General features: G+C 59.7%; 14 protein-coding genes. 7 read left to right on the top strand and 7 right to left on the bottom strand.

The genetic code is table 11. From position 1 onward, the window contains the following. Window positions 1–51 precede the first annotated feature (51 nt). From ACWKV5_RS16330 to ACWKV5_RS16315, 4 genes are all read left to right on the top strand, one after another. Window positions 52–393, top strand: a complete 342-nt coding sequence (locus ACWKV5_RS16330) for a nuclear transport factor 2 family protein (protein WP_483842085.1) — start codon at window positions 52–54, stop codon at window positions 391–393. Between the two features lie 26 nt (window positions 394–419). Further along, a complete protein-coding gene (gene zapE, locus ACWKV5_RS16325) occupies window positions 420–1,538 on the top strand; it encodes a cell division protein ZapE (RefSeq protein ID WP_483842084.1) in 1,119 nt (372 codons plus the stop codon). A 17-nt stretch (window positions 1,539–1,555) separates the two neighbouring features. Beyond that, window positions 1,556–2,137, top strand: coding sequence for a DinB family protein (locus tag ACWKV5_RS16320; RefSeq protein WP_483842083.1), 582 nt, complete (start codon window positions 1,556–1,558; stop codon window positions 2,135–2,137). 102 nt (window positions 2,138–2,239) lie between these two features. After that, window positions 2,240–2,731 (top strand): GNAT family N-acetyltransferase, encoded by a 492-nt coding sequence (locus tag ACWKV5_RS16315; RefSeq protein ID WP_483842181.1) that lies wholly within the window; start codon window positions 2,240–2,242, stop codon window positions 2,729–2,731. Between the two features lie 69 nt (window positions 2,732–2,800). Here ACWKV5_RS16315 and ACWKV5_RS16310 read toward each other — a convergent pair whose 3' ends face one another. The 4 genes from ACWKV5_RS16310 to ACWKV5_RS16295 all read right to left on the bottom strand — a co-directional run bounded on the left by ACWKV5_RS16310 (window position 2,801) and on the right by ACWKV5_RS16295 (window position 7,620). After that, window positions 2,801–3,010, bottom strand: a complete 210-nt coding sequence (locus ACWKV5_RS16310) for a hypothetical protein (protein ID WP_483842082.1) — start codon at window positions 3,008–3,010, stop codon at window positions 2,801–2,803. 93 nt (window positions 3,011–3,103) lie between these two features. Continuing rightward, window positions 3,104–5,338, bottom strand: coding sequence for a TonB-dependent siderophore receptor (locus tag ACWKV5_RS16305; protein ID WP_483842081.1), 2,235 nt, complete (start codon window positions 5,336–5,338; stop codon window positions 3,104–3,106). A 168-nt stretch (window positions 5,339–5,506) separates the two neighbouring features. Beyond that, window positions 5,507–7,243, bottom strand: a complete 1,737-nt coding sequence (cptA, locus tag ACWKV5_RS16300; protein ID WP_483842080.1) for a phosphoethanolamine transferase CptA — start codon at window positions 7,241–7,243, stop codon at window positions 5,507–5,509. A gap of 194 nt (window positions 7,244–7,437) precedes the next feature. Next, window positions 7,438–7,620: a DUF6026 family protein gene (locus ACWKV5_RS16295; RefSeq protein ID WP_081743948.1), complete on the bottom strand. Its 183-nt coding sequence runs from the start codon at window positions 7,618–7,620 to the stop codon at window positions 7,438–7,440. 273 nt (window positions 7,621–7,893) lie between these two features. Between ACWKV5_RS16295 and gnd the strand changes: the two genes are divergently transcribed. Genes gnd through ACWKV5_RS16280 form a run of 3 tightly spaced genes read left to right on the top strand, consistent with a single transcriptional unit; the run spans window position 7,894 to window position 11,221 of the window. Next, window positions 7,894–8,874 (top strand): phosphogluconate dehydrogenase (NAD(+)-dependent, decarboxylating), encoded by a 981-nt coding sequence (gene gnd / locus ACWKV5_RS16290; RefSeq protein WP_483842079.1) that lies wholly within the window; start codon window positions 7,894–7,896, stop codon window positions 8,872–8,874. Beyond that, window positions 8,871–10,394, top strand: a complete 1,524-nt coding sequence (gene zwf, locus ACWKV5_RS16285) for a glucose-6-phosphate dehydrogenase (RefSeq protein WP_483842078.1) — start codon at window positions 8,871–8,873, stop codon at window positions 10,392–10,394. The genes gnd and zwf overlap by 4 nt, the downstream gene beginning before the upstream one ends. Next, window positions 10,391–11,221 (top strand): HAD family hydrolase, encoded by an 831-nt coding sequence (locus tag ACWKV5_RS16280; protein ID WP_483842077.1) that lies wholly within the window; start codon window positions 10,391–10,393, stop codon window positions 11,219–11,221. Before zwf ends, ACWKV5_RS16280 begins: the two co-directional genes overlap by 4 nt. Before the next feature lie 108 nt (window positions 11,222–11,329). On the opposite strand, the gene nhaB is transcribed toward ACWKV5_RS16280, so the two are convergent. The 3 genes from nhaB to ACWKV5_RS16265 all read right to left on the bottom strand — a co-directional run bounded on the left by nhaB (window position 11,330) and on the right by ACWKV5_RS16265 (window position 14,730). Further along, window positions 11,330–12,832: a sodium/proton antiporter NhaB gene (gene nhaB, locus ACWKV5_RS16275; RefSeq protein ID WP_483842076.1), complete on the bottom strand. Its 1,503-nt coding sequence runs from the start codon at window positions 12,830–12,832 to the stop codon at window positions 11,330–11,332. A gap of 74 nt (window positions 12,833–12,906) precedes the next feature. Then, window positions 12,907–14,196, bottom strand: a complete 1,290-nt coding sequence (locus tag ACWKV5_RS16270; protein WP_483842075.1) for an NHL repeat-containing protein — start codon at window positions 14,194–14,196, stop codon at window positions 12,907–12,909. Between the two features lie 267 nt (window positions 14,197–14,463). Further along, window positions 14,464–14,730 carry a hypothetical protein gene (locus tag ACWKV5_RS16265; protein ID WP_483842074.1) on the bottom strand — a complete coding sequence of 89 codons (267 nt, stop codon included), beginning with the start codon at window positions 14,728–14,730 and terminating at the stop codon, window positions 14,464–14,466. Window positions 14,731–14,929: the final 199 nt, after the last annotated feature.

The raw sequence follows: 14,929 nt of genomic DNA, 5'->3' as shown, positions 1-14,929 counted from the left end.
ACAGGCTTGTCATAGCATGGTTGCAGAATCAATAAACAAGGAGCCGCAACCATGTCCAGTCCCGCCTCTTCACTGGCCCCCGCCATTGCCGCCTACATTGCCGCTGCCAATGCTCGCGACACCTCCAGGGTCGCCAGTTTTTTCGCCGAGGATGCCAATGTGTTCGATGAAGGCCAGCACCAGATTGGCACCCGCGCAATCGCCCAATGGATGGAAGACACCGCACAGCGCTATCAGCCCCGGGTCGAGGTGCTGGATGTTCAACAGCGCACCGGCAAGGTGCTGGTGCACAACCTGATCTCCGGCACCTTTCCCGGCAGCCCGCTGGAACTGCGCTACATGTTCCGCCTCAACGAACAAGGCAAGATCGCCCGCCTGGACATCTCGCTCTGAGCCGAGGGCATGGCATACTCCCGCGCATGAATCTCGACTCTCCGTTAAGCGCCTGGCAACACGCCATTGAAACCAAGGGCTTCGTCCAGGACGAAGCTCAGGAGCACGCCGTGTGGGCGCTGCAAAAATGCCACGAGGCCTTGCATGAAGGGCGAACGCCGGTCACCGGCGTTTACCTGTGGGGACCGGTCGGGCGGGGCAAGACCTGGTTGATGGATCAGTTCTATCAAACCCTGCGCGTGCCGGCCCGGCGTCAGCATTTCCACCACTTCATGGGCTGGGTGCACCAGCGCTCGTTTCAACTGACCGGCACCGCCGACCCCTTGAAGGCGTTGGCTCGGGAGTTGAGTGAGGAAGTGCGCGTCCTGTGTTTCGACGAGTTGTTCGTCAACGATATCGGTGACGCAATCATTCTCGGGCGCTTGTTTCAGGTGATGTTCGAGCAAGGCGTGGTGGTGGTGTGTACTTCCAACCTGCCACCGGATCAGCTCTACGCCGAGGGCTTCAATCGCGACCGCTTCATGCCCGCGATCGAGGCGATCAAGCGGCACATGCAGGTGATCGCGGTGGAGGGTGGCGAAGACCATCGCCTGCATCCGGGTACCGCGTTGCAGCGCTATTGGGTGAGCGATGCCGCGCATCCCGATGCACTGGGCGACGTGTTCAAGGCCCTGACCGTGGGCCAGTCCGTGTCCAGCGACCCGGTGACCGTCGGCTACCGTCACGTCAATGTCCTGCAGGCCAGCGCCGGCGTGCTGTGGTGCCGTTATGCCGACCTGTGCGAGCAACCTTTTTCGGCCATGGACTTCATGGCCCTGTGCGACACCTACAGCGCTATTCTGTTGAGTGAGGTGCCGAACCTCAGCGCGCAAAAACGCGAAGGGCGCATCGCTCGAGGCACCGAAGACGCCGCCGAGCACGTCGTAGCGGGAGACCGCGAGCTGCCGCAACTGTCGGTACACGACGATGGCGTACGGCGTTTCATCGCGCTGGTGGACGAGTGTTACGACCGCAAAGTGCCGCTGTACCTCGAAGCGCAGGTGCCGATGGAGGCCTTGTACACCGAGGGTTATCTGGAATTCCCGTTCCGCCGCACGTTAAGCCGTTTGAAGGAAATGCAGCTGCAACGCTTTGCTGAAGCCTGATTTAGGGAGCCGCGAACATGAATCAGCCTCTGTCTCACCATTTGCTGACCATGGCTTATCAAAACGCCTGGGCCAATTACCGGCTCGCCAAGGCCTGGAACCAGTTGACCCCAGCCGAGCTGGCGGCCCCGCGAGTCAGTTTCTTCCCCAGCCTCGTTGCCACCCTCAATCACATCCTGACCTGCGACTGGTTCTACGTGGACGCACTGGAGCGCGAGTTGCGCGGTGATGATCCGCACCCCGATTGCTACGTTTTTTTCAAGGATGACGAGCCGTTCAGCGTCGGCGCAGACCTCAAGCGCGAGCAATCGCTGGTGGACAATCGGTTGATCGCCTACTGCGAGCAATTGCGCGATGCCGACCTTGGGCGAATTGTCACCATCGCCCGGGACACGCCACAACATGACAGCCGTTTGCGTCTGCTGTCCCATTTGTTCGAACACCAGCTTCATCACCGCGGCCAGGTCCATGCCATGCTCAGCGGCACCTCGGTCGCACCGCCGCAGCTGGATGAGTTTTTCTGCTCTGGCGAGTCGGGTTTGCGCGCGGCAGATTTTGCCGAGTTGGGCTGGACCGAGACGCTGATCTGGGGTGTTTGAGGCAGGATCAGGTTGTCGGCGATGGCGACTCAGGCTAATGTCCTTCGACTTTGCGGCGCGAGTGACGCGCCGGGACAACTCGACGGGATAGCAACGATGGAAATGGAATCCGCAGATTTTCTGGTGCTTCAGGCCAGCTACACCAACCCGGTGCACGCCGAGGCAATTGGCGTGGTGCTCAATGCCTATGCCCAGGACCCGATGGGCGGCGGGCAGGCATTGCCCGAAGATATTCTGCAGCAATTGCCGGGAGAGCTGGCCAAGCGTCCCCACGCGTTCAGTGTGTTGGCGTTTGTCGATGGCGCGCCGGCGGGTCTGGTCAATTGCTTCGAAGGTTTCTCGACCTTTGCCTGCCGACCACTGGTCAACGTGCACGATGTTTGCGTGGTGCCACAGTTTCGCGGTATGGGGCTGAGCCAGAAGATGCTGCAAAAGGTTGAAGACATTGCCCGTCAGCGCGGTTGCTGCAAGATCACCCTGGAAGTCCTCGAGGGCAATGCGGTCGCACAGGCGTCTTATGGCAAGTTCGGGTTTGCCGCCGGCATGTTCGACCCGGCCTATGGCCGCATGCTGTTCTGGACCAAGAACCTTTAACCGGGGCACTTGCGCGCTGTGGATCAGGCATAAAAAAGGGCGTCCATCAGGACGCCCGGCTGGCTTCGATTACTTCGGTTTGTAGTTTTGGGTCACTTGTGCGGTTTGATCGCTTGGAACACGCAGTTCAATATTTTTGATCTCGAAGCCATTTGCCTTTTGCTGGGCGAGATGCAACGTCTCGTAGTAATACCGCATGCGTTCGGAGCCGTATTCTGCAAAGGCAGAGACTGAGCCGAACATCATCAGGCCAGCAACGATCAGGGTCGTATATTTCATGGGTGCCTCCCATTACGGGTTCAGGGCCTTTCGTCCATGAAGCAATGTCGCAGGGACATTATCTGCCGATTCCGTCAAATGGGAATGAGCACGCTAGAGCTTCCAGTCCAGGCTCAATGTAACGGTACGCGGGTCGCCCCAAAACACGCCGTTATAGAACCCGACGTTGTCGTAATACTTGGTGTCGAACAGGTTATCGACGTTCAGCGATGCCGAGAGGTGCCGGTCGAATTCATACCGCGACATCAACTTCACCACGCTGTAGGCCTCCTGGCGGATGTTCGCGCTGGCGGTGATCACCTCGCCATCGGTGCCACGTCCGACCGGGCGCCTGGCCGCGCGGTAGACGTCGCTTTGCCAGTTCACCGCGCCACCGACGGTCAGGGCCTGCCACTCGCCGGGCAGGCGGTACGCTGTGGACAGCCGCAGCATGTTCAGCGGTTGCGGCGTGTTGGTGCGTTGCTTTTCACCATTGACCGAGTGGGTGTAGGTGTAACCGGCCGTCATGTTCCAGCCTGCCATGACCTCGCCGGAGACTTCGGCTTCAAAGCCCTGGACCTTGTTGCCTTTGCCGCCCGATTTGAAAAACTCCTCACCGGTGACCGGGTCCGGCGGCACCGAGTCATCAAGTTCGGCAACGTTGTCTTGCTTGCTCCAGAACAGTGCCGTGGCGAGATTGAGGCGTTCTTCCAGCAGGCTGCCCTTGAGCCCCAGTTCATAGTTGCTGCCCACCACCGGTTCGAGGTACTTGCGGTTACTGTCGCGGGCGTCTTGTGGCTTGAAGATGTCGGTGTAGCTGACGTAGGCGGTGTACTCGGGCGTGATGTCGTAGAGGAGGCCGGCGTAGGGCGTCCACATGTCGTTGTGCTGCTGGCGGGTGGTTTCGACGCCGGTCAGTTGCAGGTTGTTGTCGTAACTGTTGGACTTTTTCGAGATTTCCCACGTGCCATAGCGACTGCCCAGTACTGCGTGCAGGTCGTCGGCCAGGGGCAGGCGCGTGGCCAGGTAACCGGCCTTTTGTCGGGTGCTTTCATCAGCACCTTGCAAGCTGGTGACGGTGTCGGGGAATTTCGGAATGCCGCCCATGTATTTCCAGTCGGGGACATTCTCGTAATCCGACGGCCGTGCGCCATCCACCGTGTAAGGATTTTCCTCGCTGCGTTGCGACTCGCCATAGCCAATCATCATTTCGTGCTCGCGCCCGAACAACGAATACGGACCGGCCACGTTGAAGTCATACACGTCCATCTTTTGCGTGCCGATCATGTGGCTGACGTTGGCGACCATGCCGCTGCGATCCGCCTCGGGGAAACCGCCGCCGGCATAGTAAATCTTACCGTCGGTGTCACTCTCGCGATGGGTGTAGGCCGCCTTGAAGTGCCATCCCGCGCCGAGTTGCTGCTCCAGCGTGGCGAACGCTGTCTTGTCCTTCAGTGGCCAGGAACTCCACGGCGTGGCCATGTTGGTGGAGCGGCCCAGATTGGCCTTGCTGCCGTCTGCGTTCCAGTACGGGACTGTGCCCCAGGAGGTGCCTTGTACCTGTTTGTCCTGATAGTCGTAACCCACTGCCAGCAGGGTGTCGTCGGTCAGGTCGGCTTCAAGAATGCCGTAGCCGACTTCCCGTTGCAGTTGGTACTTGTCGCGGTAGGAATGGCTGTCGCGATACGCCAGCACGCCGCGCCCGCGCAAGCGGCCATCGAAGGCCAGCGGTCCGCCGACGTCCACGTAACTGTAGTAATCGTCATAGCTGCCAGCGCTGACCCCGCTCTGCGCTTCCCATTGCGCGGTCGGTCGTTTGCGCACCATGTTGATCGTCGCCGACGGATCACCGGCACCCGTGGTCAGGCCGGTCGCGCCGCGAACCACTTCGATGCGATCGTAGATGATGGTGTCCGAATCCGACTTCATGTAGCTGAAGGTATTGAGCATCCCGTCGATCTGGAAATTTGTGATCGGATAACCACGGGACGAATAGCTGACCCGATCCGAATCGTTGTGCTGGACCACGATGCCGGTGGTCTGGCTCATGGCTTCGGACAGCGTGTCGAGTTTGAAATCGTTCATTTGCTGGCGGGTGACCACGGACACCGATTGCGGGGTGTCCTTGATCGACAGGTTCAGGCGCGTCGCAGTGCTCATGGCGCCGGTGGTGTAGGACTCGGTGTTTTCGGTGGTGCTGCCCAGGCTGTCGGCGGACACGCTGGTGGCGGCCAGTTCAAGGGTGGCGGGCTGTTTGTCGGGATCAGTCTCGGCTAGCACATCGGGGCTGAGTGCGGCACTGCACAGGCCGAAGGTCAAAGTCATGGAACGGGTGATAGGCGCGAACATCGCAGCCGACTCCTTGTCGTCAATGGAAAATTTCCGTTTGTTCAAAGACGAAGAGAGGAGAGGGGATTTAGCGACAAACGAGAATTAATCTCGTTTTAAGATGTTTCCGAGAGGAGATGTCTTGCGCAGGGCACAACAAAAGGGGCCGGAATCGGCCCCTGAATGGATCTACTGTTGAACGACTTTCGGATCAACTTTCGGCTTCATCAGGCTGAAGTCGATCAGTGGGCGCACCTGGCGCTCATAAGGGTTGCCGATCAGCAATGGGCGCGGCTTGAAGCTTGGGCTGACCAGACTCTTGCTGCGGTCCAGTTCATCAAAGCTCAAACCGGCGAGGTCAGCCCAGGTGTGAATCAGCTGCGAGCTGCTGTAAGGCCGGCTCAGGTCCGCGGCGAAGCTCCAGTCATGGTTTTCACGCCATTTTGGCGAAGCCCAGGCCATGAACGGGATGGTGTACATCGGCGCGGTCGGCTTGTTCTCGTTACGGCCGAGGGTGGTGTGGCCGACGGAGTCGAACACGTCTTCGCCGTGGTCGGAGAGGTACAGCAGGAAGCCGTTCGGATCGGACTTGGCGTAGTCCTTGATCAGGCTCGATACCACGAAGTCGTTGTACAGGACTGCGTTGTCATAGCTGTTGTACGTCGGCACCTGGTCGTCGCGCACGCCGTCCGGCACGCCTTTACGGTCAGTGAACTTGTCGAATGTCGGCGGGTAGCGGTACTGGTAGCTCATGTGTGTGCCGAGCAAATGCACAACGATCAACTTGCGCGGCGCGGCATCGGCCAGTGCCTTGTTGAACGGCTCGATCACGTCGCCATCGTACTGGGCGGCGTTCTGGTTACGGTTGTTGTTCAGGTACACCTGCTCGTCGGCCTGTTCGGAGAAGGTCGTCAGCATGGTGTTGCGCTTGGTCATGGTCTGCTGGTTGGTGATCCAGAACGTCTTGTAGCCCGCCTGTTTCATCATGCTGACCAGCGACGGCGTGGACAGGTAAAGGTCCGGGTTTTCTTCGTCCGCGAAGGTCAGCACCTGTTGCAACGCCTCGATGGTGTAAGGGCGCGGGGTGATGACGTTGTCGAAGACCGTCAGTTGATCCTTGAGCTTGTCCAGTTCCGGCGTGGTTTCACGCGGGTAGCCGTAGAGGCTCATGCGCTGACGGTTGGTGGACTCGCCGATCACCAGCACCAGGGTCGCCGGCTGGTTGGCCATGGTGTCCGTCAGGTTTTTCAGCGGTGGAATCTTGCTCGCGCTGTGCAGCATGTCCTGCATGCCCGCCAGGGTTTCCAGATAGCGGTGATAAGCCACGGCCATCTGCCAAGGCACGGCAGGCTCGATGCGGGTTTCGAATTTCTCGAAACCTTCAGCGAAACTGCCGGTGCGCGCGGTCTGTTTGACCAGCGGGTAACCGACCACGGCGACGACAATGGCGGTCGCGGCGACCAGCGCCTGCCAGCGCGGCAATACGACCGGGCGCAAGCGAGTCCACAGGAAATAGGCGAACAGCGTGTGGGCGAGGAACGCCGCGACCATCCACCAGGCGAAATACTGGGTCATGTACTCGCCAGCTTCAGAGATGTTCGACTCGAACATGATGAAGATGACGCTCTGGGAAAACTCCTGCTGGTAGATAAAGAAGTAACCCAGGCTGGCCATCGAGCAGGCCCACAGCACGACGCCGATCACCGCCGCCATCACGCGCGTCTGTTTAGGGAACAACAGCATCGGCGCAAGCCAGATGGCGCTCATCACAAACGCCTGGCGGAACCCGGTAAAACCCGAGGTGCCCGTCAGTTGAATGAGTAATTGGGTAATGCCGGAGAAATACCAGAAGAACAGGAATAACCAGAGAAATCCTGCCCAATCGAAACCTTTCGCAGACGTAGTGCTGCGTTTAAGCAATGCCATTCAACGCTCCAGCCAAAATCACTTCGACCGTCGTGCCATCCCTTGCCGACGAACGGAAACCACACGAGAACCGGGCGGCCATAATGAACGGAATTATCAGTCAGTATTTGTGAAAAATTTGTGAAACGTCGGAGATCGCGGGGGCAAAACGAGGTCGGAAACAGCGCCAGGCTGTCTCCGATTCACCTGAAAGATCAGGCGTGAGGTGCGCGTTGGGTAACGGGCAAGGAGGGCGATTGAGTGCCTTGAGTCAGTTGGCGCAGTTGCGCGAGTTCCTGCTTCAAGAGGTCGCGCTCTTCTTTCAATTGACGCAATTCATCCCGACGAATCGTAACGTAAAGGGTCTGTGCTGGCCGTGCTGCGTGTACTGTGCCCATTGCTCACCTCGCAAATGGTTGACTCAACTGTAGATCCGCCCCTTGCAAGCGGGTGCTGATCTACTATCGGCGCTGATTTTGATTTCTTTTGCCTCACAAGGGAACTTTTTTATTTTTCACGGTCGTTGTGTCTTCGGCGCGATTACCGACGTTATCAATCAGGATCGGGCACAATGCCCGGAAACTATGTGCCAACGCTCTGGACTAAACCCCATGACTCACGTTGGGCTATAACCTTTGACACACATTATTTGTAGTAGGGAGCATCAGCACATGCAACTCGGGATCATTGGACTGGGCCGCATGGGCGGCAATATTGCGCGGCGCCTGATGCTCAATGGGCATACCACTGTCGTTTACGACCGCAATACCGCCTTCATCGATACCCTGTCTGCCGAGGGCGCCACGGGCGTCGCAGACTTGCCGGCCCTGGTCGCCGGCCTGGCCAAACCGCGAGCGGTCTGGGTCATGCTGCCGGCCGGCGCACCGACCGAAGACACCATCGAGACCCTGAGCACCTTGCTCGAAGCCGGCGATACCATCATCGACGGCGGCAACACCTTCTATAAGGACGACATTCGCCGGGCCAAGACCTTGTCGGAAAAAGGCCTGCACTACATCGACGTCGGCACCTCCGGCGGCGTGTGGGGCCTGGAGCGCGGCTATTGCATGATGATTGGCGGCGATGCCGAAGAGGTTCAACGCCTTGACCCGCTGTTCGCCAGCCTGGCACCAGGCATGGGTGACATCCCGCGCACCAAGGACCGCAAGTCCGATGACGATCGCGCCGAACGTGGCTACATCCACGCCGGCCCTGCAGGTTCGGGGCATTTTGTGAAGATGATTCACAACGGCATCGAATACGGAATGATGCAGGCCTTCGCCGAAGGTTTCGACATCCTCAAGACCAAGGCCAGCACTAACCTGCCGGAAGACCAGCGCTTTGACCTGAACGTTGCTGATATCGCCGAAGTCTGGCGTCGTGGCAGCGTGGTCTCGTCCTGGCTGCTCGACCTGACCGCCGACGCACTGGCCAGTGATCCGAAACTCGACGGCTATTCCGGCTCGGTGGCTGACAGCGGTGAAGGTCGCTGGACCATCGAAGCCGCCATGGAGCAATCGGTGCCGGTACCGGTACTGTCGAACTCGCTGTTCTCGCGCTACCGTTCGCGCGGTCAAGGCACCTTTGGCGACAAGATTCTCTCTGCCCAGCGCTTCGGCTTCGGCGGCCACGTGGAGACTTCGAAAAAATGACCCGTCTGATCCGCAATAAATCCAAGGCAGAACCCGCACCACCGACCACGCTGTTCCTGTTCGGTGCCCACGGTGACCTGGTCAAGCGCCTGCTGATGCCGGCGCTGTACAACCTGAGTCGCGACGGTCTGCTGGGGGATGGATTGCGGATCATCGGCGTTGACCACAACGCCATCACTGACGATGCCTTTGCCCGCAAGCTCGAAGACTTCATTCGAACCGAAGTGGCCGCCAAGGTCGGCAAGGGCGATCAAGCCCTTGATCCGCAGGTGTGGGCCAAACTGGCCCAAGGCATCAGCTACGTCCAGGGCGACTTCCTGGACGACAGCACTTATCAAGCGCTGGCGGCAAAAATCGCCGACAGCGGCACGGGCAACGCGGTCTTCTACCTGGCGACCGCGCCACGTTTCTTCAGCGAAGTGGTGCGTCGGCTCGGCGCGGCGGGTTTGCTGCAAGAAACGCCTGAATCGTTCCGAAGGGTGGTCATCGAGAAACCGTTCGGCTCCGACCTGCAAACCGCCGAAGCCTTGAATGCGTGTTTGCTCAAGGTGATGACGGAAAACCAGATCTACCGGATCGATCACTACCTGGGCAAGGAGACCGTGCAAAACATTTTGATCAGCCGGTTTTCCAACAGTCTGTTCGAAGCCTTCTGGAACAACCATTACATCGACCACGTGCAGATTACCGCCGCCGAAACCGTCGGCGTCGAAACCCGTGGCAGTTTTTATGAACACACCGGCGCCCTGCGGGACATGGTGCCCAATCACCTGTTCCAGTTGCTGGCGATGGTGGCAATGGAGCCGCCGGCCGCGTTTGGCGCCGATGCGGTGCGTGGCGAGAAGGCCAAGGTAGTGGGGGCCATTCGCCCCTGGTCCACCGAAGAGGCTCGGGCCAACTCGGTCCGCGGGCAATATGCCGCCGGCGAAGTCGACGGCAACCCGCTGCCCGGTTATCGCCAGGAAAACAACGTGGCACCCGACAGCACGACCGAAACCTACGTGGCGCTCAAAGTCATGATCGACAACTGGCGTTGGGTCGGCGTGCCGTTTTACTTGCGCACCGGCAAACGCATGAGCGTGCGCGATACCGAGATTGTGATCTGCTTCAAACCGGCGCCGTATGCGCAGTTCCGCGACACCGAGGTCGACGAGTTGCAACCGACCTACCTGCGGATCCAGATCCAGCCCAACGAAGGCATGTGGTTCGACCTGTTGGCCAAACGGCCCGGCCCGGCGTTGAAGATGGCCAATATCGAGCTGGGTTTTGCCTACAAGGATTTCTTTGAAATGCAGCCGTCCACCGGCTACGAAACGCTGATCTATGACTGCCTGACCGGCGACCAGACGCTGTTCCAGCGCGCCGACAACATCGAGAACGGCTGGCGCGCCGTCCAGCCGTTCCTCGACGCCTGGCAGCAGGACGCAACGGTTCAGCCTTACGCGGCAGGCGAGGACGGCCCGGTCGATGCTGATGAACTGCTGACCCGTGACGGTCGCGTCTGGCACGGCCTCGGATGACCGGCGCAACGCAACAACCCATCCGTTTTCTGCTCAGTGACATGGACGGCACGTTGCTGCTGCCTGATCACACCCTCAGCCAGCGCACCGTTGCCGCGGTCCGTTCGTTGCGCGAGGCGGGCGTGTTGTTCAGCCTGGCCACGGGGCGCCCGCCCAAAGCGATGTTGCAGCAGATCGAAGCGTTAGGCGTCGATGTGCCGACGGCGGCGTTCAATGGCGGCACGATCGTCAACCCGGACGGCAGTTTGCTGGTGGCTCATTACTTGCCAGCGACTGCTGCGCTCACCACTCTGACGCAGTTCGCCGATCTGCCGGACATTGAAGTCTGGGTGTTCAGCGGGGGCGACTGGCTGTTGAAGGACGCCGAGGGTCCGATGGTTCCCCGGGAGCAGCATGGCCTGGGGTATCCGCCGGTGGTGGTGGAGAGTTTCGAACCGTACCTGGAACGCATCGACAAGATCGTCGCGGCCAGCAATAACACCGGGTTGCTGATCGAGCTGGAAGCGCAATTGCTGCCCAAGGTCGAAGGCCAGGCCCAAGTCTCGCGTTCACAGCCGGTGTACCTGGACGTGACAGCGATGCAGGCGAACAAGGGCGCGGCGTTGGCGACACTGGCCGAGTACCTCGGGGTTGCGCTGGAGCAGACCGCCGCGTTGGGCGATGGCGGCAATGACCCGGCGATGTTTCATCGCGCCGGGCTGTCGATTGCCATGGGGCAGGCGGAAGAGGCCGTAAAGCGTCAGGCCGACCTGGTGACCGGGCCAAACACCGAAGATGGCGCGGCCCAGGCGATCGAGCGCTACATCCTCCCTCGCCAACCCACCTAGATCCCTCTGTGGGAGCGAGCCTGCTCGCGAAGGGGCCGTGTCAGTCAATATTAATTCTGAATGACACACCGCTTTCGCGAGCAGGCTCGCTCCCACCTTTGATCCGGGTTACAGCCAGAAACTCACGGCGTACCACCCAAGCACACCCATCACCACCGTATACGGCAACGCCATCCACACCATCCGCCCATACGACAGCCGAATCAGCGGTGCAATCGCCGAGGTCAGCAGAAACAGAAACGCAGCCTGGCCGTTGGGTGTCGCCACGCTGGGCAGGTTCGTCCCGGTGTTGATCGCAATGGCCAGCGTCTCGAAGTGCTCGCGGGACATATGACCGGCAACGAACGCCCGTTTCACTTCGGTGATGTAAATGGTCGCGACAAACACGTTGTCGCTGATGGCCGACAGCAAGCCGTTGGCGATATACAACATGCCCGGTTGCTGCTCGGCCGGCAGCGCCAGGACCCATTGGATCAGCGGGGTGAACAGTTGCTGATCATGAATCACCGCCACCACCGCAAAAAACACCACCAGCAAAGCGGTGAACGGCATGGCGTCCTTGAACGCATTGCCGATCCGGTGCTCGTCAGTGATGCCGGTGAACGCGGTGATCAAGATGATCACCATCAGCCCGATCAGGCCGACTTCCGCAATGTGAAACGCCAGCCCTGCAATCAGGATCAACGCGGCAGCACCTTGCACCAACAGGGCGGCGCGCTGGCGTGCGGTGCGTTCGGCGTTGTCTTCGTCGGCATAGTTGGCCAGCACGGCGCGCACGTTATCCGGCAAAAGGGTGCCGTACCCGAACCAGCGCAATTTCTCCAGCAGCACGCAGGTCACCAGGCCAGCGACCAGCACTGGCAGCGAAACCGGGGCAACTTTCAAAAAGAATTCGGCGAAGTGCCAGCCCATTTCATGGCCGATCAGCAGGTTCTGCGGCTCACCCACCAGCGTGCACACACCGCCCAATGCCGTGCCCACGGCGCCGTGCATCAACAGGCTGCGCAGGAAGGCGCGGAACTGCTCGAGGTCTTCATGGTGGAGTTGCGGCAAGTGCTGGTCATCGCTGAACTCGCTGTCCTGGCGTGGATCATTGCCCGAGGCAACGCGGTGGTACACCGAATAAAACCCCACGGCCGCACTGATGATCACCGCGGTCACGGTCAAGGCATCGAGGAATGCCGACAGGAACGCCGAGAGGAAGCAGAACATCAACGCCAACAGCGCCTTGGAGCGAACCCCGAGCAGCAAGCGCGAAAACAGGAACAGCAGCAGGTCTTTCATGAAATAGATGCCGGCCACCATGAACATCAGCAGCAGGATCACCGGAAAGTTGTGCACCAGTTCGTCATACAGTGCCTGCGGCGTGGTCATTTTCAGCAGCAGGGCTTCAATCAGCAGCAGCCCGCCGGGCATCAGCGGATAACACTTGAGCGCCATGGCCAGGGTGAAGATGAACTCCAGCACCAGCAACCAACCGGCCACGACCGGACCTACGGTCCACAGCACCAGTGCGTTGAGAATCAGGAAACCGAGAATGCTCGCCTTGTACCAGCGAGGTGAGTGGCCGAGAAAGTTATGCGCGAACGCCTGGGCCATTGAACCGGACATCGGCTACTCCTTGTATTAAGAAGCGCGCAACTTGCCGTAACAGGATGGGAATATCAAGTGCGGGGAATGCAGGCCTAACCGAGGTATCGCACGACAACGGCCTTATAGTTGCCATCCAGTGAATAACCGCCGACGACGATTCTTCCGTCTGCCTGAGCGGCCACCGACGTGGCCGTGTCCAGGCTGCGGCCCAGACGCGTACGAACCCAGCAGCTGCCTTCGGCAAACCCCGGGTCCAGCTGACCGCCGGGTAAATAGCGGGCCAACAGGAAATCGGCTTCGACGCCGCCAATCGTCGCGCCAACCGCCATCACACGACCGTCACCCAGACGCCGGGCGGCTGTCCATTGGCAACCGCTGCGGCCGATTTTCAATAGTTGAGGCTGGCCGCTGTTGCAATGGGCGTCCGGGCGGCCGTTGCTGTGTACTTTGAAAGCGAGGCAATGCATCGGGTTGCGGCTGCTGCCAAAACACTGCAAGTCGCCATTGTCCTGTTCGATGATCTGGCTGACCTGAGCGCCGCGCTCCTCGGCCCTGAACGTCATGAAACCATCCACGGCGAACGTGTCATCCAGGCGGCCATCGGGGTGGTAACGGGCGAGCAGGGCTTCTTCAGGGAAATTGATCGAACCCCCCACCATGATCCGGCCGTCGTGTTGCACCATCAGGCAGCTGAGCCAGGAGTTCATCAGTAAATGCCGGACGATGACAAAACCTCGGCCGTTGAAGGACGTGTCCAGTTCTCCCTGGCGGGTCAGGCGTATCAGCAGGCCGACGTGATCAGCCAATTCAAAATGGTGGTTGGCCAGCAGCAGGATCCGGCCGTCTGCCTGGACCTGGACGTCGCAGGCTTCGGCCCCCGGAACACCCGGAGGCAGCCAGAGGTCGCGCATGCCCAGGGACAGGTTTCCTGGCAGGCGGACGACGCACCGCCCGTTGTCACCGAAATGTTCGACCGGGTGACCTTGCGAATCGAACAACGCCAGCGCTGGCAGCGTTCGGTGAGCGTTTTCATAGTGCAGGCCGGCCACCAGCAGGTGTCCGTTGGCGAGCACGTGGACTTTGCCCGCCATGGCCTCGTGACCGCGCTGGAACTGCCCGATAACGCTGCCGTTAAGGCCGAATGCGAGGTCTGCCGAGCCGTCTTCCAGCAACCGGGCCAGGCCAAAGCAATTGCCATCGCGCATGCCGACGGTGGCCGCTACCAGCACACGACCATTCGAGTCTATTTCCACGCTGTTGGCGATGCTTGACGTGCTGCCCGCGAAATACACTTGGGTTTTACCATTGGCGGCAAAACGTTTATCGAGGTCGCCAGCGATGTGCCGCGATTCGGGTTGGGCAAAAGCAGTCTGGTGTGGCATGCGCGCATCTCCTTGCGAGCTGACCGAAACCCGGGTGCGGGAGGGCAACTGCCTGCGAAACATTCAATCCCTGAATGAGCGATCGCACAACTGTCATAACTAACAGGCGGAGGGTCACTGTGTGCCAGAACAGTGTCTTTTCGAACCACTGACAAGGCAGCCAAGTAATACGAGGCGGGGAAGTTGGAGTATCGAATGCGCTGTTAATGTCGCAAACAGCCAGGCAAAGAGGGGGGCGGATTACCTTGAAGTAATCCGCAAACACCCTTAATGCGGCATGGACCACGATTGCAGTTTATAACCTTCCTGGCTCAACTCGGCTCGGGCCTGCTGCAACAGGTGTTCGAGTTGTGCGGGGTCGGAGTAGGCGCTGCTTGGGATTTGGGTCCGGCCGATATGGGTATTGGTGCGGTCGATGACGGTGATGCAGAGCTCACCATTGCCGTCTTGTTGAGCCCAGGCGACGCATTCGAAAGGTTGGAACGCGCTGTCGGCAATCAAAAGAGCTTCGTTGAAACGGAGCGGGGCGGTCATGGGGTCTTCTCTCTGTATGCCCAATCAAGTCACGTGCCGTCGGTTGGGCTTACCGTTCGGCTGGTTACTTGTACTGATGCCCCCAATAGGGGGTCAGGTCACACACAAACAAAAGAAATTTCAACTTTCTTTCATATACTCAATAGCAGGGACTTCTTTTGAAAGCTGAATGAAAGGTTCAACTCGTTAGGTAACTAAC

It is taken from the genome of Pseudomonas oplopanacis (assembly GCF_057128725.1).
Note: the sequence above shows the minus strand (reverse complement) of the source record. Positions and strands in the feature narration are given on the sequence as shown.